The organism is Sinorhizobium sp. NFACC03 (genome assembly GCF_900103435.1).
Taxonomy (GTDB): domain Bacteria; phylum Pseudomonadota; class Alphaproteobacteria; order Rhizobiales; family Rhizobiaceae; genus Ensifer.
In genome coordinates this window covers 227,742-252,925 of the sequence record NZ_FMXF01000005.1, presented here as the reverse complement: position 1 = coordinate 252,925, position 25,184 = coordinate 227,742, and the positions used below count along the sequence as shown (strand labels likewise).

Annotated in this window: 20 protein-coding genes; 8 read left to right on the top strand and 12 right to left on the bottom strand. The window is 62.6% G+C overall.

Going from position 1 to position 25,184, the window contains the following annotated elements; all coding sequences use genetic code 11:
- Positions 1 to 5: 5 nt before the first annotated feature.
- Both gcvH and gcvP read left to right on the top strand, forming a co-directional pair.
- The gene (gene gcvH / locus BLU35_RS10880) at positions 6 to 368 is read left to right on the top strand and encodes a glycine cleavage system protein GcvH (RefSeq protein WP_025427112.1); all 363 of its coding nucleotides are present in this window, start codon (positions 6 to 8) and stop codon (positions 366 to 368) included.
- Positions 368 to 3,232, top strand: a complete 2,865-nt coding sequence (gcvP, locus tag BLU35_RS10875; RefSeq protein ID WP_093233055.1) for an aminomethyl-transferring glycine dehydrogenase — start codon at positions 368 to 370, stop codon at positions 3,230 to 3,232. Before gcvH ends, gcvP begins: the two co-directional genes overlap by 1 nt.
- Positions 3,233 to 3,396: 164 nt before the next feature.
- Here gcvP and BLU35_RS10870 read toward each other — a convergent pair whose 3' ends face one another.
- The 9 genes from BLU35_RS10870 to BLU35_RS10830 form a co-directional block, all read right to left on the bottom strand.
- The gene (locus BLU35_RS10870; protein ID WP_093233054.1) at positions 3,397 to 3,825 is read right to left on the bottom strand and encodes a response regulator; all 429 of its coding nucleotides are present in this window, start codon (positions 3,823 to 3,825) and stop codon (positions 3,397 to 3,399) included.
- 10 nt (positions 3,826 to 3,835) lie between these two features.
- Positions 3,836 to 5,341, bottom strand: a complete 1,506-nt coding sequence (locus BLU35_RS10865; protein WP_093233053.1) for a sensor histidine kinase — start codon at positions 5,339 to 5,341, stop codon at positions 3,836 to 3,838.
- A gap of 92 nt (positions 5,342 to 5,433) precedes the next feature.
- Positions 5,434 to 5,826: a Fe-S cluster assembly scaffold SufA gene (gene sufA, locus BLU35_RS10860; RefSeq protein ID WP_057250226.1), complete on the bottom strand. Its 393-nt coding sequence runs from the start codon at positions 5,824 to 5,826 to the stop codon at positions 5,434 to 5,436.
- Positions 5,827 to 5,924: 98 nt separating this feature from the next.
- The gene (locus BLU35_RS10855) at positions 5,925 to 6,305 is read right to left on the bottom strand and encodes an SUF system Fe-S cluster assembly protein (protein ID WP_065373631.1); all 381 of its coding nucleotides are present in this window, start codon (positions 6,303 to 6,305) and stop codon (positions 5,925 to 5,927) included.
- 69 nt (positions 6,306 to 6,374) lie between these two features.
- The gene (locus BLU35_RS10850) at positions 6,375 to 7,616 is read right to left on the bottom strand and encodes a cysteine desulfurase (RefSeq protein WP_093233052.1); all 1,242 of its coding nucleotides are present in this window, start codon (positions 7,614 to 7,616) and stop codon (positions 6,375 to 6,377) included.
- Positions 7,617 to 7,744: 128 nt separating this feature from the next.
- Entirely contained in the window at positions 7,745 to 9,025 is a 1,281-nt protein-coding gene (gene sufD, locus BLU35_RS10845; protein WP_093233051.1) for a Fe-S cluster assembly protein SufD, read from the bottom strand.
- Between the two features lie 22 nt (positions 9,026 to 9,047).
- The gene (gene sufC, locus BLU35_RS10840; protein WP_057250217.1) at positions 9,048 to 9,803 is read right to left on the bottom strand and encodes a Fe-S cluster assembly ATPase SufC; all 756 of its coding nucleotides are present in this window, start codon (positions 9,801 to 9,803) and stop codon (positions 9,048 to 9,050) included.
- 80 nt (positions 9,804 to 9,883) lie between these two features.
- Positions 9,884 to 11,353: a Fe-S cluster assembly protein SufB gene (gene sufB / locus BLU35_RS10835; RefSeq protein WP_093233050.1), complete on the bottom strand. Its 1,470-nt coding sequence runs from the start codon at positions 11,351 to 11,353 to the stop codon at positions 9,884 to 9,886.
- 150 nt (positions 11,354 to 11,503) lie between these two features.
- Positions 11,504 to 12,670, bottom strand: coding sequence for a cysteine desulfurase family protein (locus tag BLU35_RS10830; protein WP_093233049.1), 1,167 nt, complete (start codon positions 12,668 to 12,670; stop codon positions 11,504 to 11,506).
- A gap of 224 nt (positions 12,671 to 12,894) precedes the next feature.
- Here BLU35_RS10830 and BLU35_RS10825 point away from each other — a divergent pair, with 224 nt between their 5' ends.
- Positions 12,895 to 13,572, top strand: coding sequence for an alpha/beta hydrolase (locus tag BLU35_RS10825; protein ID WP_057250211.1), 678 nt, complete (start codon positions 12,895 to 12,897; stop codon positions 13,570 to 13,572).
- A 238-nt stretch (positions 13,573 to 13,810) separates the two neighbouring features.
- Positions 13,811 to 14,713: an alpha/beta fold hydrolase gene (locus BLU35_RS10820; RefSeq protein ID WP_353615028.1), complete on the top strand. Its 903-nt coding sequence runs from the start codon at positions 13,811 to 13,813 to the stop codon at positions 14,711 to 14,713.
- Positions 14,714 to 14,724: 11 nt separating this feature from the next.
- On the opposite strand, the gene BLU35_RS10815 is transcribed toward BLU35_RS10820, so the two are convergent.
- Together BLU35_RS10815 and BLU35_RS10810 are read right to left on the bottom strand one after the other, a co-directional pair.
- A complete protein-coding gene (locus BLU35_RS10815; RefSeq protein WP_058324149.1) occupies positions 14,725 to 15,924 on the bottom strand; it encodes a GGDEF domain-containing protein in 1,200 nt (399 codons plus the stop codon).
- A gap of 151 nt (positions 15,925 to 16,075) precedes the next feature.
- Positions 16,076 to 17,203: an anhydro-N-acetylmuramic acid kinase gene (locus tag BLU35_RS10810; RefSeq protein ID WP_093233048.1), complete on the bottom strand. Its 1,128-nt coding sequence runs from the start codon at positions 17,201 to 17,203 to the stop codon at positions 16,076 to 16,078.
- Between the two features lie 98 nt (positions 17,204 to 17,301).
- On the opposite strand from BLU35_RS10810, the gene tyrS reads away from it, so the two are divergent.
- Entirely contained in the window at positions 17,302 to 18,555 is a 1,254-nt protein-coding gene (gene tyrS / locus BLU35_RS10805; RefSeq protein WP_093233047.1) for a tyrosine--tRNA ligase, read from the top strand.
- Positions 18,556 to 18,606: 51 nt separating this feature from the next.
- On the opposite strand, the gene BLU35_RS10800 is transcribed toward tyrS, so the two are convergent.
- Positions 18,607 to 21,999, bottom strand: a complete 3,393-nt coding sequence (locus BLU35_RS10800; RefSeq protein ID WP_093233046.1) for a YhdP family protein — start codon at positions 21,997 to 21,999, stop codon at positions 18,607 to 18,609.
- Between the two features lie 412 nt (positions 22,000 to 22,411).
- On the opposite strand from BLU35_RS10800, the gene BLU35_RS10795 reads away from it, so the two are divergent.
- From BLU35_RS10795 to BLU35_RS10785, 3 genes are all read left to right on the top strand, one after another.
- The gene (locus BLU35_RS10795; RefSeq protein ID WP_058328241.1) at positions 22,412 to 22,879 is read left to right on the top strand and encodes a peroxiredoxin; all 468 of its coding nucleotides are present in this window, start codon (positions 22,412 to 22,414) and stop codon (positions 22,877 to 22,879) included.
- Positions 22,880 to 22,887: 8 nt separating this feature from the next.
- On the top strand, positions 22,888 to 23,715 hold the full coding sequence (locus BLU35_RS10790) for a ferritin-like domain-containing protein (RefSeq protein ID WP_058324144.1): 828 nt from the start codon (positions 22,888 to 22,890) through the stop codon (positions 23,713 to 23,715).
- A gap of 103 nt (positions 23,716 to 23,818) precedes the next feature.
- Positions 23,819 to 25,150, top strand: coding sequence for a M23 family metallopeptidase (locus BLU35_RS10785; RefSeq protein WP_093233045.1), 1,332 nt, complete (start codon positions 23,819 to 23,821; stop codon positions 25,148 to 25,150).
- Positions 25,151 to 25,184: the final 34 nt, after the last annotated feature.

Below are 25,184 nucleotides of genomic sequence, written 5' to 3'. Positions count from 1 at the left end.
CGCAAATGTTGAAGTTCACCGACGAACACGAGTGGCTGAAGGTCGAAGCTGGCGTCGCAACGGTCGGCATCACCGAACACGCAGCCGGCCAGCTCGGCGACCTCGTCTTTGTGGAACTACCGGAAACCGGCTCCACTTTCGCCAAGGGTGACACGGCGGCAACCGTCGAATCCGTCAAGGCAGCATCCGACGTCTATTGTCCACTTGATGGCGAAATCGTCGAAGTGAACCAGGCGATCGTTGACGACCCGTCGCTGGTCAACAGCGATCCGCAGGGCGCTGCCTGGTTCTTCAAGCTGAAACTCGCCGATCCGAACGCAGCCGACGCCCTTCTCGACGAAGCGGCCTACAAGGAGCTCGTCGCCTGATGAGCATGCCCAAGGACTTCACCTTTACCGACTACAAGCCGTATGACTTCGCCAACCGGCGTCATATCGGCCCGTCGCCGGCGGAAATGGATGAGATGCTGAAGGTCGTCGGTTACCCGTCGCTCGACGCGCTCATCGACGACACCGTGCCGCCGTCGATCCGGCAAAAGACGCCGCTTGCCTGGGGCGCGCCGATGACCGAGCGCGAAGCGCTCGACAAGATGCGCGAAACGGCCAATCGCAACCAGAAGCTCGTCTCGCTGATCGGTCAGGGCTATTACGGCACCATCACGCCGCCGGTGATCCAGCGCAACATCCTGGAAAACCCGGCCTGGTACACGGCCTACACGCCCTACCAGCCGGAAATCAGCCAGGGCCGCCTCGAGGCGCTGCTCAACTACCAGACCATGGTCTGCGACCTGACCGGCCTCGACGTTGCCAACGCCTCTCTGCTTGACGAGGCCACGGCTGCCGCCGAAGCCATGGCGATGGCCGAGCGCGTCTCGAAGTCGAAGGCCAAGACCTTCTTCGTCGACGAGAACTGCCACCCTCAGACGATCGCTCTCCTGAAGACCCGCGCCGAGCCGCTCGGCTGGCAGATCGTCATCGGCAATCCCTTCACCGATCTCGATCCGGTCGACGTCTTCGGCGCGATCTTCCAGTATCCGGGCACCTATGGCCACGTGAACGATTTCACCGGCCTGATCGCCCGTCTGCACCAGACCGGCGCGATCGCCACCGTCGCCGCCGATCCGCTGGCGCTGGCGCTGTTGAAGTCGCCCGGAGAGATGGGCGCCGATATCGCTATCGGCTGTACCCAGCGCTTCGGCGTGCCGGTCGGCTACGGTGGTCCGCATGCGGCCTATATGGCGGTCAAGGACGCGCACAAGCGCTCCATGCCCGGCCGCCTCGTCGGCGTATCGGTCGATGCGCGCGGCAACCGCGCCTATCGCCTGTCTCTGCAGACCCGCGAACAGCACATCCGCCGCGAGAAAGCGACGTCGAACATCTGCACCGCCCAGGTGCTGCTCGCCGTCATGGCCTCGATGTACGCGGTGTTCCATGGACCGAAGGGCATCAAGGCGATCGCCCAGAGCGTTCACCAGAAGACCGTGCGTCTCGCCATGGGCCTTGAAAAACTCGGCTATACCGTAGAGCCCGATGTGTTCTTCGACACGATCACCGTCGAAGTCGGCAAGCTGCAGGGCATCATCCTCAAGACCGCGGTCGCCGAGGAAGTGAACCTGCGCAAGATCGGCGAGACCAAGATCGGCATCAGCCTTGACGAGCGCTCGCGCCCGGTCACGCTGGAAGCCGTCTGGCGCGCCTTCGGCGGCGACTTCAAGGTTGAACAGTTCGAGCCGGGTTACCGCCTGCCGCAGCCGCTGCTGCGCACAAGCGAGTACCTGATGCACCCGATCTTCCACATGAACCGCGCAGAAAGCGAGATGACGCGCTACATCCGCCGTCTGTCGGACCGCGACCTCGCGCTCGACCGGGCGATGATTCCGCTCGGCTCGTGCACGATGAAGCTCAACGCGACCGCGGAAATGCTGCCGATCACCTGGCCGGAATTCTCCGAGATCCATCCCTTCGTGCCGAAGGAGCAGGCGGCTGGCTACCAGCACATGATCGAGGACCTGTCGGAAAAGCTCTGCGCCGTCACCGGCTACGACGCGATCTCGATGCAGCCGAACTCGGGCGCGCAAGGTGAGTATGCCGGTCTGTTGACGATCCGCGCCTATCACATCGCCAACGGCAACGGCCATCGCGACGTCTGCCTGATCCCGACCTCGGCGCACGGCACCAACCCGGCCTCCGCGCAGATGGCCGGCATGAAGGTCGTCGTCATCAAGGTGAGTGAAAACGGCGACATCGACATGGACGATTTCCGTGCGAAAGCCGAGCAGTACGCGGAAAACCTCTCGTGCTGCATGATCACCTATCCGTCGACCCATGGCGTGTTCGAGGAGAACGTGCGTGAGGTCTGCGAGATCGTGCACAAGCACGGCGGCCAGGTCTACTTGGACGGCGCCAACATGAACGCCATGGTCGGCCTTGCCCGCCCCGGCGACATCGGTTCCGACGTCAGCCACCTCAACTTGCACAAGACCTTCTGCATCCCGCATGGCGGCGGCGGTCCCGGCATGGGCCCGATCGGCGTCAAGGCGCACTTGGCCCCGTACCTCCCCGGCCATCCGGAAACGGACGGACATGAGGGTGCGGTCTCGGCGGCTCCCTTCGGCTCGGCTTCGATCCTGCCGATCTCCTGGAGCTACTGCCTGATGATGGGCGGCGAGGGCCTGACCCAGGCGACGAAGGTGGCGATCCTCAACGCCAACTACATCGCTGCCCGCCTGAAGGGTGCCTATGAGGTGCTCTACAAGTCGTCGAAGGGCCGCGTGGCGCATGAGTGCATCATCGACACCCGCCCGCTGGTCGAAAGCGCCGGCGTCACCGTCGACGACGTTGCCAAGCGGCTGATCGACTGCGGTTTCCATGCGCCGACCATGAGCTGGCCGGTTGCCGGCACGCTGATGATCGAGCCGACGGAATCGGAGACCAAGGCCGAGATCGACCGCTTCTGCGATGCGATGCTGGCAATCCGCGAGGAAGCCCGTGCGATCGAGGAAGGCCGGATGGACAAGGTCAACAACCCGCTCAAGAACGCACCGCACACGGTCGAAGACCTGGTCGGCGAATGGGATCGTCCCTACTCGCGCGAACAGGCCTGCTACCCGCCGGGCGCCTTCCGGGTCGACAAGTACTGGTCGCCGGTCAACCGCGTCGACAACGTGTTTGGCGATCGCAACCTCGTCTGCACCTGCCCGCCGCTGGAAAGCTACGCGGAAGCGGCAGAGTAACGTCAAAAAAGCCGGCGGGGCGCTCGCTCCGCCGGTTTCCTCAGCGCCGTCCGGCGCCCGTGGCAGCGCGCAGCGCGTGCCCTCATCCAGATTGATTCCCGAAATCTACAAGGATCGACACCAGGACGTGACGCGTTCGTCCGCCCGCGTTTTTTGGCGCGCACTTACCGACGCGTGGTCATTCCGGGAGGCAGGATGGTGTTTTCAATCCAGAAGCGGACGAAGGCCTCGGCAAAGTGCCTGTAGCCGGCGACCGAAGCAGGTTTGGCGACATAGGCATTGGCGCCGGCGCGGTAGCAATGGAGCACGTCGGTCGGATTGCTGGATGACGTCAGCACGATGACCGGGATCAGGACGGTCGCCTGCCCCCTGCGGATGCGCCGAAGAAGCTCGATACCGTCGCTGCCGGGCATTTTGATATCCAGAAGCACATAGTCGAAATGGGTGCGGGCAAGCCGGGCGATCGCGTCGTCCGCATCCGCCGCCAGCACCAGATCGATGGTCTCGTCGACCTGTGCGAAGGCACGCATGACGAAGCGCGCGTCGTGCGCGTCGTCCTCCACCAAGAGCAGTCGCTTTGGCGTCGAGACCACCTGTTCCGCCCTAGTTTGCCTTCCGTAGCCGCCTCGGAAGAAGCACGATGAAACGTGCGCCTTCGCGGAAGGTGGTGTCAAGTCGGATCGACCCGTCGTGGCTTTCGGCTATGCGCTTGGCAAGTGCCAGACCGATTCCCGTGCCGCCATAGACGGTCTCGTCCTTGTGCAGCCGCTGGAACACTTCGAAGATCCGCGTCGAAAAGCGCGGGTCGATGCCGATGCCATTGTCTTCAACCACCAGCTCAACAATCTGATCGGCGACGCCGCCGTGAATGCGGATCACCGGTTGGCGGTCGGCATGCCGATACTTGATCGCATTGCCGATCAGGTTCTGGACCAGGCGGCGCAGAAGCTCCGGGTCCCCTTCCACTTCCGGCAGGTCGCCAACCTCGAAGGTTGCCTGCGCGTCCTGTACGTCGCTGGCAAGTATGGTCAGCGTCTCGGCAACAATGTCTGCGAGCCGCACCTCCGTCCAATGGGTGATCCGGTGCGCGATCTGCGCATAGTCGAGCAGGCTGTCGATCACCCGGTTCATGCGTTTCACGCTGTCGCGCAGATGACGCGCATTCTCGGCGAGTTCAGCCTGGCTTCCTGCCGCCAGATCGTCCTCGATCATTTCGGAGAACATGGAGATGTGTCTGAGCGGCGCTTTGAGGTCATGGGAGACCGTCGCGGTGAATTGATCGAGGGCCTCGTTCTTGTGCTCGAGTTCCTGCCTCTGGCGCTCGAGCGCGAGCTCGGCGCGTTTGAGATCGGTGACGTCGACGCGTGCGACGACGGTGTTACCGTCCTTCGCCTTGATATTCTCCACGCGCAGCCAACGATCATCGGCATAGCGGTATATCCTGGGTCGACCATCGGGGTGACGGAAATCGCGCAGGCGCGAAGCGATCCACTCGTCGCCCTCGCGGGTGCCCGGCAAGGCATCGGGATAATGGCCGCCCTGTCGCGCCAGAAGCAGGATCTCCTCGGCCGTGATGCCGGGCTTCAGCGCCGCGCCGGCCGGCCCACAGATTGCCTGATACGCCCTGTTATAAACGACCAGCCGCTCTTGCCGGTCGAAAATGGCAAAGCCCTCTGGCATCGCTTCCAGCGCTGCGTTGAGCATATCGGAAGCCTTCTGCCGCTCGCCCACAGCCTCCGTCAGATCCGAAACGTCGCGGATGATGCCGATGAGCGCCACCTCCTCGCCCTGGTCGTCGAGCAGCGGCGTCGTGCGGAGGTGGCCCGAAAAGGTCGATCCGTCGCACCTGACATAGAGATAGTTCGACGTCCGGGCCGCGGTCTCGTCCACGCGTGCCGCGCGGTTCCGCAGGCGCTTCTCGTATTCCGCGTCGTTGGCGTAGATCAGCCGCACCGAGCGATCGATGAATTCTTCGGCGGGATAGCCGAACTGGCGCAGGGCGGCATTGTTTGCGGAGCGGATGACGCGCTCGGCGTCGATGATGATCACCGGATCGGGAAACGTCTCGTAGAGCGCCTTGAAGACGAGATCCTCATTGAACGCCGCCATGCCCAATCCCCCGTTCCATGTTAAGCATCTCAGCAGAAAAATGGCCCGGCGAAAACCGGGCCAACCTATCCGTTTGAAAGAATGGAGGAAATTTAGTTGGCGCGCACCACCGCATCGCCCTGTGCGGCCAGAGCCGCGAGGTCGGCGGGCTTCAGTTCGACCGATTCGCCACAGCCACAGGCGGACGTCTGGTTCGGATTGTTGAAGGTAAATCCGGAGCGCAGCGTCGTGACTTCGAAATCCATCTGCGTGCCAAGCAGGTAGAGCACGGCTTCGGGCGCCACCCAGACCCTGGCGCCCTGATGTTCGATCAGGTCGTCCTTGGGGTTGGGCTCGGTCACCAGGTCGACGGCATACTCCATGCCGGCGCAGCCACCCTTCTTGATGCCGACGCGAATGCCCTTGGCATCGGCACCGGCGCCTTCGACGATCGAACGGACGCGGTCGGCGGCCGAATCGGTCAGGCTCATTACGGCAAAGCCCATGGGCTCATTCTCCTTGTCGTCACCGGGGTAAAGGCCCGGCGCCTTACAGAATCAAATGTAGTATCCGTGCCTTAACGGATCAATATGCAGGTCTCGGCTCAGTACCAGCCGACCGCGACCTGCGCCTCCTCGGACATGCGGTCCGGTGTCCACGGCGGATCGAAGGTCATCGAGACTTCGACGCCCGACACGCCCTCGACGGCGCCGACGGCATTCTCGACCCAGCCCGGCATCTCGCCGGCAACCGGGCAGCCCGGTGCGGTCAGCGTCATGTCGATCTTGACCATCCGGTCGTCTTCGATGTCGATCTTGTAGATGAGGCCAAGCTCAAAGATGTCGGCCGGGATTTCCGGATCGTAGACAGTCTTCAGTGCGGCGATGATATCGTCGCTGAGGCGCGCCAGTTCCTCGGCCGGGATCGCCGAATGCACGATGCCCTCGCGAACATCGACCTTTTCTTCCGTTGCATCAAGGCTCATATCGGCCTCCTGGACTTTCTCTTTTGGTTCAAAAGACTACGAGAACTCTTTGAACCTTTTACCAACTTCTTAGGCGAAAAACTTGCGTGCATGCTCCAGCGCGTCCACCAGTGCGTCCACCTCGGCCCTGGTATTATAAAGGCCGAAAGATGCACGGCATGTGGAGGTAACACCGAAGCGTTTCAAGAGCGGCTGGGCGCAATGCGTGCCGGCACGAACTGCGACCCCGGCACGATCGATGACCATCGAGACGTCGTGGGAATGGATGCCGGCGATCTCGATGGCAAAGATGCTGCCCTTATCGGGCGCGTCGCCAAAAACACGAAGCGAATTGACCGCCGAAAGACGCTCGCGCGCATAGGCTGTCAGGTCCGCCTCATGCGCCTGGATCGCTGCGCGGCCGAGCTTTTCCATGTAGTCGAGCGCATAGCCAAGCCCGATCGCCTGCACGATCGGCGGCGTGCCGGCCTCGAAGCGGTGCGGCGGATCGTTGTAGGTGACGTAATCTTCGGTCACCACCTCGATCATCTCGCCGCCGCCGAGGAACGGCCGCATCTCCTTAAGGCGGTCCATCTTGCCGTAGAGCACGCCGATGCCGGAGGGTCCGTAGAGCTTATGGCCGGTCATCACGTACCAGTCGCAATCGATGTCCTGGACATCGACCGGCATGTGCACGGCGCCCTGGCTGCCGTCGACCAGAACCGGGATGCCGCGTTCGCGAGCGATGCGGCAGATCTCCTTGACCGGAACCACCGTACCCAGCGCATTCGACATATGGGTGATGGCGATGAGCTTGGTGCGGTCCGTCAGGCATTTGACGAAGTCTTCGACGTGGAACGCGCCGTTCTCGTCCACCGGCGCCCAGACAAGCTTGGCGCCCTGACGCTCACGGATGAAGTGCCAGGGAACGATGTTGGAGTGGTGCTCCATGATCGACAGCACGATCTCGTCACCCTCGCCGAGCTTCGGCATGCCGTAGCCATAGGCGACCGTGTTGATCGCTTCGGTCGAGGATTTGGTGAAGATGATGTTGTCGGGCGAAGGGGCGTTCAGGAAGCGGCGCACCTTATCGCGCGCCGCCTCATAGGCTTCCGTCGCGGCATTCGACAGGAAATGCAGGCCGCGATGGACGTTGGCATATTCGTTGGAATAGGCATGGGCCACCGCGTCGATCACGACCTGTGGTTTCTGCGCCGATGCGCCGTTGTCGAGATAGACAAGCGGCTTGCCATAAACGGTTCGCGATAGGATCGGGAAATCCTTGCGGATCGCTTCGACGTCGTAGGCAGGCACCGGTACGGAGTGTTCCATGTCTTTCAATCCAATTTCGCCACAGCGCCGCGCGTCATTCCAGACGCGCTAAGGTCGCTGCAACATGTTGAACTGCTGCATAATTCTATCCCTAAATCGCTTCCGAATTAAGGAATTACGCAATAGCCTTAGGCGTGCTTGTCGAGCCAGGTCGAGATGACGTCTTCGAGTGCCTCGACCAGCGCTTCGTGCTCTTCCAGCTCTTCGACGATCTCGGCGACGAAGGCATTGACGAGCATCGCCCGCGCCTTGTTCTCCGGAATGCCGCGCGCCAGCATGTAGAAGAGCTGGGTGTGGTCGATGTCGGTAACCGTCGCACCGTGACCGCACTGGACGTCGTCCGCGAAGATCTCCAGTTCCGGTTTCGCCGACAGGTCGGCATCGTCGGACAAGAGCAGCGTGTTGCACGCCATCTTCGCGTCGGTCTTCTGGGCGTCCTTGGCGACCAGGATCTTGCCCTGGAAGACGCCCTTGGCGCGGTCGAACACGACGTTGCGGATGACCTCCGTCGAGGTCGTGTGCGGCACGTTGTGGCCGAGCGTGAAGGTCACGTCCGTGTGGCTTTCACCACCGAGCAGGTTGATGCCGCGCAGCTTGAAATCCGCGCCCTCGCCGCTCGTCTTGCCGTGGATCTCCTGGCGCACCAGCTTGCCGCCGGCATTGATGACGAAGAGATGCAGCTTGGCGTTCTTGCCGAGGTCGAAGCGGAGCTGGCCGAGATGGGTATCGGAAATGCCCTGCTGCTGCAGGATGATCCAGATGATGTCTGCACCTTCCGCAAGCGTCACGTCGCTGACAGACGAGACAAAGCTCTCGCCGGCATCGGTCGAAAGATGCCGCTCGATCACGGTTGCCTTGGTGTCGGCGCCGAAGGCGACCGGGAAGCGCGTATGCGCCTGGCCGAGGCTCTGCACCAGCTGGATTTCCAGCGGATCTTCCAGAGCAGTTTCAGCAGCCACGTCGATTTCGAGACCGCCGCGAACAAGACCGCCATTGATGCGGCCGATCGCGTCGTCGAAACCGAGAACGGCGAGGCCGGCGGCCGCCGAACCGTCGAGCAGGCTGTCGACATAGGAACGGACGGTCACGCCATCAGGCAGGCTACCCTTGACCTCAGCCTGGCCGTTGCGGACGGAGAGTACGGTCGAGCCCGGAACCAGCGCATCGACGCGATCGGCAAAGGCCGTCGGGTCGGCGGCCGGCACTGCGCGCAGCAGGGTGCGCAGGTCGGTATAGTGCCAGGATTCGACGCGGCGGGTCGGCAGGCCAGCCGTCTTCAGTTCGTGCACCAGCGTGTCACGAACCGAAAGCACCGATCCGTCGCCCGGCAGATCGCCGATCTGCGCGGTATAGGCATCGACGAGCGCCGTCTCGGCGGCCGTCATCTTGATTGCCTGTTGCATATTCATTCGAACACTCCTTCAACAGGCGTCAGGCCGCGGCATCGATGATGTCGGCGTAGCCGTTGGCTTCGAGTTCGTGCGCCAGCATCTTGTCGCCCGACTTGATCACCTGGCCCTTGTAGAGGACGTGCACCGTGTCCGGAACGATATAATCGAGCAGGCGCTGGTAGTGGGTGATGACGACGACGGCGCGGTCCGGCGAGCGCAGCGCGTTGACGCCGTCTGCAACGATCTTCAGCGCGTCGATGTCGAGGCCCGAGTCTGTCTCGTCGAGCACGCACAGCTTCGGCTGGAGCAGCGACATCTGCAGGATTTCGGCGCGCTTCTTCTCACCGCCGGAGAAGCCGACGTTCAGCGGGCGACGCAGCATTTCCGGAGCGATCTTCAGCTCGGCTGCAGCTTCCTTGACGCGGCGCATGAATTCCGGCGTCGTCAGTTCGTCTTCGCCGCGATACTTGCGCTGCTCGTTCATTGCCACCTTCAGGAACTGCATCGTGGCGACGCCGGGGATTTCGACCGGATACTGGAAGGCGAGGAAGATGCCCTTGGCCGCACGCTCGGAAGCGTCGAGCTCCAGGATGCTCTCGCCGTTGTAGAGGATGTCGCCTTCGGTGACTTCGTAGTCTTCACGGCCCGAGAGGATGTAGGAGAGCGTCGACTTGCCGGAGCCGTTCGGGCCCATGATGGCAGCAACTTCGCCTGCCTTCACCGTGAGGTTCAGGCCACGGATGATTTCGGTGCCATCTTCGGCGATGCGGGCATGCAGGTTCTTGATTTCAAGCATTTCTATCGTCCTCTTGGGAAACGAACGTTTGTTCGCGCGCAAACACGACGTGCGCGCCATTCAATATTCAGTTCAGCGCCTTAGCCGACGGAGCCTTCCAGCGAGATGCCAATCAGCTTCTGCGCTTCGACGGCGAATTCCATCGGCAGTTCCTGGATGACTTCCTTGACGAAGCCGTTGACGATCAGCGCGATCGCCGCTTCGGTCGGGATGCCGCGCTGCAGGCAGTAGAACAGCTGGTCCTCGGAGATCTTGGACGTCGTGGCTTCATGCTCGAACTGCGCCGTCGAGTTCTTCGCCTCGATATAGGGCACGGTGTGCGCGCCGCACTTATCGCCGATCAAAAGCGAATCGCACTGGGTGAAGTTGCGGGCGTTCTCGGCCTTGCGGTGGGCCGAGACCTGGCCGCGATAGGTGTTTTCCGAAACGCCGGCAGCGATGCCCTTGGAGACGATGCGGCTCGACGTGTTCTTGCCGAGGTGGATCATCTTGGTGCCCGAGTCGATCTGCTGGTGGCCGTTCGAGACCGCGATCGAATAGAACTCGCCGCGCGAACCGTCGCCGCGCAGGATGCAGGATGGATACTTCCAGGTGATCGCCGAACCGGTTTCTACCTGCGTCCAGGAGATCTTGGAGTTCTTGCCACGGCAATCGCCACGCTTGGTGACGAAGTTGTAGATGCCGCCCAAGCCTTCCTTGTCGCCCGGATACCAGTTCTGTACCGTCGAGTACTTGATCTCTGCCTCATCGAGGGCGACGAGCTCGACGACGGCAGCGTGAAGCTGGTTCTCGTCGCGCTGCGGCGCCGTGCAGCCTTCGAGATAGGACACGTAGGCGCCCTCCTCGGCGATGATCAGCGTACGCTCGAACTGGCCGGTGTTCTTCTCGTTGATGCGGAAATAGGTAGAAAGTTCCATCGGGCAACGAACGCCCTTCGGCACGTAGACGAAGGAACCGTCGGTGAAGACCGCGGAGTTCAGCGTCGCATAGTAGTTGTCGGTCGTCGGAACGACGGAGCCGAGATACTTCTGCACCAGCTCGGGATGTTCGCGGATCGCCTCGGAGATCGACATGAAGATCACGCCGGCCTTCTTCAGCTCTTCCTTGAAGGTGGTGACGACCGAGACGCTGTCGAACACGGCATCGACGGCGATCCTCGACTTCTGCACGCCGGCGAGGATTTCCTGTTCCTTCAGCGGAATGCCGAGCTTCTCGTAGACCTTGAGAATTTCGGGGTCGACTTCGTCGAGCGACGTCGGACCGGTGAGGCCCTTCGGCGCTGCGTAGTAGTAGATGTCGTTGAAGTCGATCTTCGGATAGCTGACGCGGGCCCAGGTCGGCTCCTCGAGTGTCAGCCAGCGGCGATAGGCGCCAAGGCGCCACTCGAGCATCCATTCCGGCTCGTTCTTCTTGGCCGAAATGAAGCGGATGATGTCTTCCGACAGGCCCTTCGGGGCCTTCTCGACTTCAATGGTCGTTTCGAAGCCGTATTTGTACTGGTCGACGTCGATCTGACGGACCTGATCAATGGTCTCCTGCACGGCAGGCATGTCGTTCTCCAATCTTTCCGGATCCAAGGTCCGGTAGCTTGTCAACACGATGCGACTGAGCGCACCGCTTATGTAATGGCTAAAAGGCGCTTTTCACCCTGTTTGCCAAGCGGAAAATTGCTTTTCCGCAATTTCGTCCCGTCGCCCGCGTCAGGCGGCCTGCCCCGGTGCCCGGCGTCTTGCTGCTACCTTTGCAAAGGCCGCGGCGCAACGCTCGATGTCAGCTGCGGTCGTCGCCTCGCCGATCGAGATCCGCAGCGCACCCTGACGCGGATCGTAGCCCATCGCCGTCAGCACGTGACTCTGTCCCACCTTGCCGGACGAACAGGCCGATCCGGCCGAAAGCGCGACGCCTTCGAGATCGAAGGCGATCTGTCCCGTCTCGGCTTTCAGGCCAGGGAGCGTGAAGAATGTCGTGTTGCCAACGCGCGAAACGTCGCGGCCGTGTATGACCACATCCGTTGCCGCTTTCAGCATCTCGCCTTCGAGCTTGTCGCGCAACGCTCCAACGGCGCTCATCCGCTGGCCAACGCCTTCGCCGACCTTTCTGGCGGCGGCGGCAAAGCCGGCAATCGCCACAGGATTTTCAGTCCCGGAACGATGCCCCTTCTCCTGCCCGCCGCCGCGGATCAGCGGTGCGGGCATCAACACCTCGCCGCGCGCCACCAGCGCGCCTGCGCCTTTCGGGCCACCGATCTTGTGCGAGGAGAGAATGAGAAAATCGGCGTTCAGCTCTTCGATCGCCAGCGGCAGCCGGCCCGCGGCCTGCACCGCGTCGACGACAAGTATACCACCTTTGGCGCGAACGATTTCGGCAATCTCGGCAATTGGCTGAATGATGCCGGTCTCGTTGTTGACCAGCATGACGGCGACCATCGGCAAGCCAAGTTCACGGTCATGCGCTGCGAGCAGTTCGCGAAACACCTGAAGATCGACGACACCCGCCGAGGTCACGGGGATTTCGCAAACGGCTTCGCGCGCAAAGCGTCCGCCTTCGCGTATCGCAGGGTGTTCGATCGCCGACGCGTATAGCCGGCTGATCTTGAGCGGTGTGCGGCCCATGCGGAAATCGGGCGTCAGCACCAGATTGGCCGCTTCCGTCGCCCCGCTGGTAAAGATGACGCTGGCAGCTTTCGCACCGCAAAGGGCGGCCACATCGCGGCGGGCATTTTCGATGAGCGTGCGCAGCGCACGGCCCTCGCCGTGGACGGAAGAAGGGTTGCCGACGAGGTCGATCGCGAACAGGCAGGCCTCGCGCGCTTCGCTCAGAAGCGGCGCCGTGGCATTCCAGTCCATGTAGATGCGCGAACCCGACATGATTTCCTTCGCTAGACCAACAGGCCGCAAGCCGGCAACCTCTGGCGATGCATTTTCCTTGAATTTTCCGCGTCGCTTGCCTTAAGAGACGAAGCACAAGGCGGAATGCCCGCACAGAAGTTTTGAACGGTTCTAAACTAGGTTTTAGAAAAGCTGACTGCTTTCGTCAAGACTGATCGCGATCTGAACCCAAGATTCGAACCAGGAACACTCCCGGAGAGCCAATGCCCGAAATCATTTTCAACGGACCCGCCGGCCGCCTCGAAGGCCGTTATCAGCCTTCGAAGCAGAAGAGCGCCCCGATCGCCATCATCCTGCACCCGCATCCGCAGTTCGGCGGCACGATGAACAATCAGATCGTCTACCAGCTCTTCTATATGTTCCAGAAGCGCGGCTTCACCACGCTCCGTTTCAATTTCCGTGGCATCGGTCGCAGCCAGGGTGAGTTCGATCACGGCGCCGGCGAACTGTCGGATGCGGCGTCCGCGCTCGATTGGGTGCAGAGCCTGCATCCGGATTCCAAGAGCTGCTGGGTTGCCGGCTATTCCTTCGGCGCCTGGATCGGCATGCAGCTCCTGATGCGCCGTCCGGAGATCGAAGGCTTCATGGCCGTGGCACCGCAGCCGAACATCTACGACTTCTCGTTCCTGGCGCCCTGCCCGTCCTCCGGCCTGATCATCAACGGAGATTCCGACAAGGTCGCGCCGGAGAAGGACGTGAACGGTCTCGTCGAGAAGCTGAAGGCGCAGAAGGGCATTCTCATCACCCACCGCACGGTGCCCGGCGCCAACCACTTCTTCAATGGTCAGGTCGACGGACTGATGGGCGAATGCGAGGACTATCTCGACCGTCGCCTGAACGGCGAACTGACGCCGGAGCCGGCCGCCAAGCGCATTCGCTGACCGTTTGGTAGATTGAGCAGTAGAGCCGTGCGTTCTTCGGACCGCACGGCTCTTTTCGTTTGCGGCGAGCTTTGCGTACGTTTGAGCGCTGCGCCGCGTCGCTGTTACCCTCATTTAACTCCGAAGTCCGGTCGTCCTTCACCCGGTGGGGTGATTTCAGAGCCGCGCAAACGGCGTATGGTGCAAGTCTGAGCTGTTTAAAGGACGGCAGGGTTATTTGGAGTTGATCCGTTTGTCCGTGCTGGCGTGCGCGTCACGCCAGGCGCTTTTTTGGGGGATCGCGATGACGGGAATGTTGGGCGTTTCATTTGGCGAACCGAAATGGCAGACCCTTCCGGACACTCCGGCGCTTCCAGCGGCCACGCAGAACGGGTTCGTACCGGTATCGGGTGCGGAAATCTGGTACTCGGTCTACGGCACAGGCGAGCCCATCATCATGTTGCATGGAGGCCTGGCCAATTCCGACTATTGGGGGCGCCAGGTTCCTGAACTCGCCAAGTTCTACCAAGTCATCGTTCTCGACAGCCGCGGCCACGGCCGCAGCACCTGGGACAACCTTGTCGGTTACGACCTCATGGTTTCCGACGTCGTCGGGGTGATGGAACAGCTGAACATACCCAGAAGTGCCATTGTCGGCTGGAGCGACGGTGCCATTAGCGGCCTCAAGCTGGCGATGCTGCATCCCGAGCGGGTCAGCGGCGTATTCGCCTTCGGGGCAAACAGCAACCCGTCCGGAACCTTCGATCTAACCAATAGCGCCATGTTCAACGCATACGAGGCCCGGGCCCGCGTCGAGTACGAGCGGTTGTCCCGCACTCCCGGCGGATACGCTGCCTTCTATGATCAGATGCTGAAGATGTGGACCTCACAGCCAAACATGACGGACCGCGATCTCCAGGGAATCCGGGTTCCCGTCTGGGTCGTGGATGGCGATCACGAGGAAGTCATCAAGCGAACGGATACACTGTTCATCGCCGACAACATTCCGAACTCCGGTTTGCTGATCCAACCGGAAGTCAGTCACTTCTCCCTCTTGCAGGATCCTGACCAGTTCACTCAGGACATTCTTCGCTTTCTGCAGGCGAAGGGTATCGGCAAAACATCCGGCGCGCTTGCGGACGCCCGTCCAATCTATGCTTGAGCCCGCGGCCCCTAGGGGCGACCGACCCACTGCGGCACGGTCGGATTGACGACCGTGGTCGGCGTCTCCGTGCATTCGACCCGATTGCGCCCGTTTGCCTTGGCCGAGTAGAGCGCCATGTCGGCGCGCTGCATGACGGGATCCAAGGCCTCGCCGCTGCCGACGGCGGTGACACCGAAGCTCGCCGTCACGCGCGCTGCTTCCGGCAGGCCGGCGATTTGCTGGGACATGATGGCAGCGCGCATGCCGTGCGCGACGACGCGCGCTTCTGACAAGTCCGTGCAGGGCAGAAACACCGCGAATTCCTCGCCGCCAAGGCGGCCGGCCACGGCGCGGTTCGGCATGACGTCCATCAGCACCCGCGCAAAACGACGGATCACCTCGTCGCCGGCGAGGTGGCCATAGGTGTCGTTGACCAGCTTGAAGCGATCGAGGTCGGCGAGGATAAGCGTGCCCGGCGTCTGGGTCGCACGCGCATGCAAGAGCGGCATGACGCGATCCATGAAGCCACGGCGATTGTAGAGTCCCGAAAGCAGGTCGATTTCCGAACGGGCCTGCACATCGTCGACGATGTCCTTCACCATCACGCCGAGCATGGCAAGCCCTGCCCCGACGATCAGCATCGCGCCGAGTGCCTGGGAAATGAGCGCGAATGGGCTCGAGACATAGTCCTGGGCGGTGACGCCCGAGCCGGCCGCTACGGCGGCATAGATTTTCACGAGATAATAGAGCGAGCAGAGCGCCAGAAGACCGAAAAGCAGCCAGTCGAAGAACGAGCGTCGCCCCGAGCGCAGCACCACGGACGCGGTCCATACCTGGATCAGGAAGAAAGGCATCTGGTAGGGAATGGCGTGCTGCCAGGTGCCGCGCGGCAGATCGTAGATCGCCATGTCGAGCGCAACGCCCACGACGAAACACGCGGCAAGCACCGGCCAACGCACCGGAACCTGATAGAACAGGCCGAGGCCGAACCGCAGAAGACAGAAGCCGCCGAGCACGCAGGCGAAGGCGCCGATGGCAAAGAGCCGCGGTGTCGACGAGAAGGGAACGATCGCTTCGCAAACGGCAGCAAGCGAGGCGACGGTAAAACCGGCCGCGCACCACAGCGCCGCGCGGCGCTGTCGGCTCTTTACGGCAATGGTGAGGAATGCAACCGTGAAAATCTGCGCAATGATAAAGTTCACAGCCAGCAGAGAGATCGCACCACCCATCGAAGAACCCGAAACCTTCGTCCTGCGGCTAGCCGCCTTACGCCACCTCCGGTGGTCGCGGAGGCCGATCCTAATTGGCCGATGCGAAGAATTGATTAATCCGTTCTTCGCATCGGCCAATCGGTGGATAGCATACGCCGTTTCGGGCCTATCAGCGAGCAGGTCTGGCGGCATGTTTTCCGCCCGTGACAGGCCGCCCGACCCCGGTCGTTCCCGGGTAGGTCAGCGGCAGGCCCTGTAGCGATCTTACGGCGAGATAGGCCCAGGCCTCGGCCTCCATGGAATCGCCGTTAAAGCCGGCGTCCTCCGCCGGCAGCACCGCTGCACCCTTTTCCTTGGCGAGCGCCGCGAGGTCGCGCATGATCACCGGATTGAGGCGGCCCCCGCCGCAGATGATGTAGGTCGATGGCCGCTGCGGCAGGTGTCCGGCCGACTTGAGGATCGCCGCTGCGGTCACATGGGCAAGCGTGCGGGCGCCGTCGGCAAGACCTGCGTCGCTTCCCGCCGGCGGCGCAAAATCGTTTCGGTCGAGCGATCGGCGCTGCTTCGCGGTGAAGAAGGGATTTGCGAGGTAGCGCTCCGCGAGATCGGGAAGAACGGCGCCTTCGCTCGCGATCATGCCGCCCTGGTCAAAGGGAATGCCGGCATGTGCCTCGACCCATTGATCGATCAGCGCGTTGCCCGGGCCGCTGTCATAGGCAACGAGCGTTTCGCCCGCGCCGATGAAGGTCAGGTTGGAAATGCCGCCGATATTGACGAAGACGACCGGCGCCGCGAGACCGGCTGCACCCCGCGCCAGAGCGGCGTGATAGGCGGGGATCAGCGGCGCGCCCTGCCCGCCATGCACCATGTCGTTGGCGCGCATGTCGTAGACGACGTCAATAGCCGTTTCGCCGGCAAGCAGCGGGCCGTCGCCGATCTGTACCGTCAGGGCCTCGTCGGGACGGTGTAGCACGGTCTGCCCGTGGAAGCCGATCACGTCGATAGCCGTCGGCGACAGGTCGTTTTGCTGCAGGAAGGCTTTGACTGCTTCGGCATGCCGCAGCGTCAGGTCGCGCTCAAGCTGCGACAGCGCGCCGGGCCTTTGATCCCGTTGCGTGATCGTCTTTGCGTCGACCAGTCCCTGCTTCAGCCGGTCGCGAAAGCGGGCGTCATAGGCAAAGCCGGCGGAGAGGCCGCGCTCGACGATGTCTTCGCCGTCGGTCCTCAGCATGGCGACGTCGATGCCGTCCATGCTCGTGCCGCTCATCAGGCCGATTGCCGTTCTTGTCCGTGTCATGCCGTCAACATTTCCAGAATCACTTTTGAAGTGATTATGCGCGGAAACAGTGCTAAACGCCCGTTCGTTCAAAAACTTCCCCGCAAGAGAGACAGATCATGTCCGGTTTCAAGTCCGATTTCCTTCACACCCTCAGCGAGCGTGGTTTCATCCACCAGATCTCCGACGAATCTGGCCTGGATGAACTGTTCCGGAAGGAAATCGTGACGGCCTATATCGGCTTCGACCCGACCGCACCGAGCCTGCATGCCGGCGGTCTCATTCAGATCATGATGCTGCACTGGATGCAGGCGACCGGCCATCAGCCGATCTCGCTGATGGGCGGTGGCACCGGCATGGTGGGCGATCCGTCCTTCAAGGACGAGGCGCGCCAACTGATGACGCCGGCGACGATCGAAGCCAATATCGCCAGCATCAAGACGGTCTTCTCCAACTATCTCACCTATGGCGACGGCCCCAAGGACGCGTTGATGATCAACAACGCCGACTGGCTGCTCGGCATCAACTACCTCGAGTTCCTGCGCGACGTCGGCCGTCACTTCTCGGTCAACCGCATGCTGTCCTTCGACAGCGTCAAGACGCGGCTCGATCGCGAGCAATCGCTGTCGTTCCTTGAGTTCAACTACATGATCCTGCAGGCCTACGACTTCGTGGAACTGCACAAGCGCACCGGCTGCCGCCTGCAGATGGGCGGATCGGACCAGTGGGGCAACATCATCAACGGCATCGACCTCGGCCACCGCATGGGCACGCCGCAGCTTTACGCGCTGACCTCGCCGCTTTTGACGACGGCGTCGGGCGCCAAGATGGGCAAGTCGGTCAACGGCGCGATCTGGCTCAACCCGGATATGCTGTCGGCCTATGACTTCTGGCAGTACTGGCGCAACACCGAGGACGCCGACGTCACCCGCTTCCTGAAGCTCTATACGACGCTGCCGATGGCGGAGATCGAGCGGTTGTCAAAGCTCGGCGGATCGGAGATCAACGAGGTCAAGAAGATCCTGGCGACGGAAATCACCGCCATGCTGCACGGCCGATCGGCCGCCGAGCAGGCGGCGGAAACCGCGCGCAAGACCTTCGAGGAAGGCGCGCTCGCCGACAACCTGCCTTCGGTCGAAATCCCGACCGCCGAGCTCGAAGCCGGCCTCGGGCTTTTGACGCTGATCGTGCGCGCCGGCCTCGCCGCCTCCAACGGCGAAGCCCGTCGCCACGTGCAAGGCGGTGCCGTCAGGATCAACGACGAGGCGGTCAGCGACGAGCGTCGTCTGATCGGCACCGGTGACGTCACCGCCGATAATGTCGTCAAGCTGTCGCTCGGCAAGAAGAAGCACATCCTCGTGCGCCCGGCCTAAGCCGAGCCACAACGAATAGATGACTGAGGCCGGCCTTCGCGCCGGCCTTTTTCATTGGAACTCGAAGATGCTGCGGAAGACGCCCGGCGCGATGATCGACAGGGGATTGACCGTCAACTTCGGCTGATTGAAGGGACCGTTGAGCTTGAAAGTGATGCCGAGCAGGCCGCGGTCGCGGCCATTGCCGAGCAGAACGCCGATCAGCGGCAGTTCGCCAAAGATACGGTTCAAGCCATAGGCCGGCATGAAGGTGCCGGTCATATCCATGATGCCGTTGTTATCGCGCACCGTCCCCTGGAAGGTCGCGCCGACGTCGGTGCCGCGCAACACGCCGCCATCGACGCGGATCGCGCCGCGGTCGAGCGCGAGCTGGGCGAAACCGCGCTCGAAGCGGGCCGAGCTCACGTCGATGTCGCGGCGGACGGCCTGGTTGAGGCTTCGCCCGTCGGCGCCTGTTGGCGTCGACACCATCGATTGCAGGCGTTGTTCGCCGACGAGCTGGAACTTGCGGATGTCGACGCTCCCGCGCCAGGAACGCCCGCCACGATCGCGCAGTTTGAGATTGAGCAGGCCGCCGCGCATGTTCTGGTAGATATCGGCAAAGCGTGCCAGCGCGCCGGCGTCGCCTGTGGTCAGCTCAAGCGTATTATCGGCGCCGGCCTTGGCGATCCGGGCGACAAGTGCCTGACCGCTGCCGGTGACAGCCGAAAGATTGACGTCCTCGATCTGGCTGCCGCGTTCGGCATAGACCAGGTTCACATTCGACAGGGATTCGCCGTTGAAGCCAGTGACGCGATCGAGCTGTGCCTTGATGGCGATGTCGTCGCCGCCGCCCTGGCCCTGGTCGCTTCCCGCCTTCATCTGCGCGAGGATCGGCCTGATGTCTGCAGCGGCGCCGCTGAGCGTGGCCGTATAGCCCCCCTTGCCGCGGTCGACCGAAACCTTGAAGTCGTCGCCCTGGGCCAGTCGGACGTTGTCGAGGCGGGCGGAGACCAGTCCGCCACCGTCCACCTGCAGATCACCCCGTGCACCGAAACCGTCTCCGGCGACGGCAAAATCGGAGATGACGACGGTGTCATTGGACTTGCTCGCCGTGAAACGCGCCTCCGCCGGAATGCCGGCTCCTTTGCTCCAGCCGATCCACGGCAAGGACAGAGCGGCCTTTGCGAGCCCGATCTTCGCCTCTACCCGATCCTGATCGCCAATCGTCACGTCGGCACTGATCGGTCCGGAGACGATCTTCGACAGGCCCGGCGCCAGCTTCTGCCAGACACCCTGGTCCAAGGTGCCTGAAATCTCACGCGAGCGCTTGACCTTCGAATCGCTATCGACCGGTTCCGTCAACGCAATGCTGACCTTGGCGCCCTCCAGTTGCGCGTCGGCATCGAGCACGGCCTGCTGATTGTCGACCCGGAACGTTCCGACGAGGTCGGATACCGGCCGGCCATAGAACGCCCTGTTGACGCTGACCTTGTCCAGTTGCATCTCCACCTGCCACAGCGGCTTGGGCGGGCGCTGGTCCGAGATCAGGCCGAAGCGCGCACCGACAAGCGCGGTGAGAGGACCGCTGAAGTCCTCCGGCAGCAGCGACGTCTTTTGCAGTGCCTGGATCGGTTTGTAGGTGACGAGTTCGGCAATCGCATCCGCAGCACCTCCAACCTCGATCTTCATCTCCGCCATCAGCGGCTTGGTGTAGACATCGGGGAGGATGAAGTCGCCGCCGTTGAGCGCCACGGACCGTCCCGACGGGAAATAGGCGGTGCCCTGCCCGATCTCAACCGTCATGCGCTGGCCGCTCAGCTTGAACTTGCCGGAGGTGTCGCGCAGCGGCGGTATCTCGCCGGTTATGTTGATGCGGGTGTCGTCGATGTCGAAGTTGATGTTGAGCTCCTGTTCGTTGAGCTTCAACTCCCCTTCGTTGTTGGCAATCCGGCCTTCGGCAACTGACACTTCGATGCGCGCATTGGTGACTATGCCGCCGAAGAGGTTGCCGATCGCCCAACGGCGAGCGCCCTTGGCGATCCACCACGGCCACAACTGCTTGACGGCCGTCGCCTCCATGCGGTCGCTGACGGCGGCAAAGCTGATCTGCGGCGAGGTCTTGCCGAAGGCGACCGAAAGCGAGCCATACATCGAGCCAAGCGGGCTCGACACGGCGAGCTGATCGAAGATCAACCGGTGGGTGTCTGCGGTGAACCGGCCGCTTGCCTTGGCATCGAAGGTCAGCGGCTGATCGGTGACGTCTTCCGGGGCCGAGCTTGCGTTCTTCAGGAGGAGATCGATCGCGAAGCCATTGTCCGTGGCGCCGGCAAGTTTGTCGAGGTCGATGACCGCGCCGGTGAACGGAAAGGTCGAGCGGCCGATCTTGACGACCGATGGCAGGATCTCGACCGCGGAGCGCCCGAAATCATAGGCGATGTCCATTTGCGACGGATTGAGCGTCGAGACGAGGCCGCCGGCATGGAAGGTGCCCTTGGAGGTGCGCACTGCCACGCGCAGATCCGGCTTCGCCTCCCCGACTGCCCGCGTCGCGTTCAACGTCAGCCCTGCCGTCGCGTCGATGCCAAAGGCCTGCTCCGCACCCGACTTGCCGTGGTAGAAGAACGGCGCGAGAGGCAGATTGGTGATCGCCGCATCAAAGCCGGTCACGTGCCCTCTCTGGCCAAGCGCGTCGGCGGTGATATCGACCTCGACACCATCGACGGTGGCGCTGCCCTTGACGCTCATCGAACCGCTGGCATCCCGGTTGAATTCGAGTGCGGAGGCGACGACCGGAACGACGCGGTTGCGGGCGCCGACGACGGAAAAACTGAAGTCGGAGAGTGTTACGGTCTGGCTGCCCCGCCCGGCCGCCATCTGCGACATGCGGTCGACATGGGAGAACAGGGCCTCGAGCGCATCGCCGACATCGGCGATACGGATCTTGGTGAGATCGAGCGGCTCGCCCCGAGGAAGGAGCCCGGTATCGAAATCGCCGCCTTCCGCTTCAAGGCTGGAGACGGCGATGCGGCCGGTCATCAGCGCCAATGGGTCGAGTGCGATCGAGATCGAGCGAAGCTTCGCGACGGGTTGGCCGGATGCCGCTTCGCTGAGCGCCACCTCGCGGGCCTTGAGCGCAATCGCGCCGCTTGCCGTCATGCGCACGACCGTGCTGCCGACGTCGGCGCGGTAGGCGTCTCCGAGCGCAGCATTGAGGGCCGTCCGGGCACGCGCGTTCAGCGTGCTGTCCATCATGCCGCTTTCGATCACGGTCACGAGGATCGCCCCTATGATGAGGGCGAGCAGGGATATGGACAGGGCAATCTTGGCACAGAGACGCAGCAGGGCGCGCTTGCGTGGTGCGTGCACGATCATGGGATCGTGAGCCTGCGCCGAAGGCAACGCATGCAGCGCGACGATGTCTTTCTTGCGAAAGCCGACTTTTTCGCCGCGGATCTCACTCATCAGCGCGGACGTCCTCCGTTCGATACGAGCTTTTTCGCCGCGCCTTCTTTTCAATCGTTGCGGACGGCTGGTTCTCGTTTCCTGTAGACCACATGTCGTCGTGCAGAGTCACCATGAGACGCGGGACCATGCTGTGGAAAGCCACCACCCTCAACGGGAATCGCGCGGGCGAGCGACTGCAACGTTTCGTAGCGGCTGACGCCGTCCGAAACCTGTCGAATCTAGCACAAATGCGCTGGACGGCAGTCGACGAATTTCGATATGCCCTACAGCGCGGCGTGCCTTAAGAGGCGCGCAGAAGTCGCTGTAGAACTTTGAGTTGCCGCAGATTTCGCATTGATCGGCAACGATCAAGGGCCACATGCAGTAGCGTCAGATTGTCTGCAAAACTTGGCAGAAGGAAGGTTTAATCATGGCAAGACCCGCTCCCGGAGATGTCGCTCCCGACTTCACGCTGCCGCGCGATGGCGGCGGCACGATCTCGCTTTCCGCCTTTCGCGGCCGCCCCGTCGTGCTGTTTTTCTATCCGAAGGACGATACGCAGGCCTGCACGCTGGAGGCGATCTCGTTCTCCGAACTTGCCGAAGAGTTTGCCGCAGCCGGCATAACGCTGATCGGCCTCTCCCCCGATTCGGTGAAAAAGCACGATCGCTTCGCCAAGAAGCACAACCTCACAGTGACGCTCGCTGCCGACGAGGAAAAGGCGGTGGTGACTGCCTACGGCGTCTGGGTTGAGAAAATGATGTACGGCCGCAAGTACATGGGCGTCGAACGCAGCACCTTCCTGATCGGCGCCGACGGCGTCGTCGTCAGGGTATGGGAAAAGGTGAAGGTCGACGGTCACGCCCAGGAGGTCCTGGCCGCCGCAAAGGCCCTCTGAGGAAACCCATGACCGAATTGCCCGTGTTTCACAGCCTGCGGGGCGGCGCAGTCGAAGCGATTCGCGCCGCCGACCTCGAGGTCAAGACGGCGCTTGCGCAAGAAACGGCACGGCGCTGGCAGCGCCGCACGCTGTCGCTGCGCTCGCCGCTCGACCGACCCGTTCCGGTTCGCCCCGGGCGGCCGGACAAGCCCGTACTGACACCGCCGACGCAGGTGAAGCGGCGGTCGCTCGGTTCCCTCAAGGGCCGCATCGCATTGCTGCACTCGATCGCCCATATCGAGTTGAACGCCGTCGACCTGGCCCTCGATATCGTCGCCCGCTTTGCGACCGAGCCGGTGCCCAATTCCTTCTTTGACGGCTGGATGCGCGTCGCCTTCGAGGAGGCCAAGCACTTCCGGCTGGTCCGGCAGCGGCTGAACGATCTCGGTGCAGACTATGGCGACATGCCTGCCCATGACGGGCTCTGGCAAGCGGCGCACGATACCCGCAACGACCTGACGGCCCGCCTTGCCGTGGTGCCGCTCATTCTCGAAGCGCGCGGTCTCGATGTGACGCCGGCCCTTCAGGCCAAGATGCGCGAAACCGGCGACGTCGAGAGCGCCGCCGTTCTGGATGTGATCTACGAAGACGAGAAAGGCCATGTTGCCGTCGGTGCCAAATGGTTCCGTTTCCTCTGCGCCCGCGAGAAGAAGGATCCCGCGGTGACCTTCCAGGCGCTGGTGCGCGCCAATTTTCGCGGACCATTGAAGGCACCGTTCAACGACATTGCCCGCGCCGAGGCAGGCCTGACGCCGTCCTTTTATCGCTCGATGACCGCCTCGACCAACCGATAGCCGCATCACGCAACCGCAATCATCCTTACCAATTGTTAACCCTAACGAAGTGTAATGATCCGCAGGTGATGCGAGGCAACGCGCACATGACGGGAGAGAACGGGTGTCTGGACGTTCGGCAAATCGTGCCTTCGGAAAACGTAAGGAAAATCACGTTCTGATACTGGCAAGTGGCGACAAGGTTCGCCACATGACGGTTCGTCCCTGGATGGCGGCAATCGCCGTATCCTTCGCCGGCGTCTGCAGCATCGGCTATCTCGCGGCCACATCCTATCTGGTCCTGCGCGACGATCTCATCGGCGGCACGATCGCCCGCCAGGCGCGAATGCAGCACGAATACGAGGATCGAATCACGGCATTGAGAGCGCAGGTCGATCGCGTCACCAGCCGGCAACTGCTCGACCAGCAGGTGGTCGAAGAAAAGGTCGAGAAGCTGCTGCGCCAGCAGATGGCGCTGACCTCGCGCAACGGAAAGCTCGGCGCCCTGGTCGAAAGGGCCGAAAGTTCCGGCCTGACGACGGAAAGCAACGGGACCCCGGAGATTGAACCCCTCGCCTTTGAGAAACGGGCCGACGCCAGCAGCGGCGGCGTAAAGGCGATCGAGAAATTGATGGGCCTGAGCGGCGCGTCGGTCACCGGTGCAATTCGTCCCGCTCCCCTCGCCTATGCCGCACCCGATGCGGCCGAATCGACCTCGGACCGTGCCGACCGGATATTCTCCAAAGTGACGCTGTCGCTGAAGGACGTCGAACTCGAACAAATGGCGCGACTGAAGCAACTGACGGATGGTGCTGCAAAGACGTCGGGTGCGATTCGCTCGATCGTCGGTCGGACCGGCGTCGACCTGCCGGTCGGCGATGTCGCAGCAATGGTCCCCGTCGCGACGTCTGACTCTGTCGATAGCGCCATTGGCGGCCCGTTCGTCGAACCGGCGAATGATGACGAGTTCGGCCAGTCGCTGGCGGCTCTCGATACGGCTCTTCTGGAACTGGAACGGACGCGGGCGCAGGTCCGCGCGCTGCCGTTCGGCAACCCGTCTCCGGCGAGCGACATCACCAGCGAATTCGGCAACCGTCTTGATCCGTTCCTCGGTCGCCTGGCGCTCCATGCCGGCATCGACTTCCGCGCGACGGTCGGCACGCGCATTCGCGCGGCCGCGCCCGGCACCGTGACGAATGCCGGCCTGACCGGCGGCTACGGGAACATGGTCGAAATCGACCACGGAAACGGCGTGTCGGGCCGATACGCCCACCTTTCCGCCGTTCTGGTGAAGGTTGGCGACCAGGTGACGGAAGGTGAAGTCATTGCCAAGTCCGGCAATACGGGTCGTTCCACCGGTCCGCACCTTCATTATGAAATCCGCCTGAATGGCGAGGCGGTGGATCCCATGCGCTTTCTCGATGCCAGCCGGAAGCTCGCCTCCTACATGAACTGACGGGTCGTTTGGCTGTCTCCAGGTCTTGCGCGGC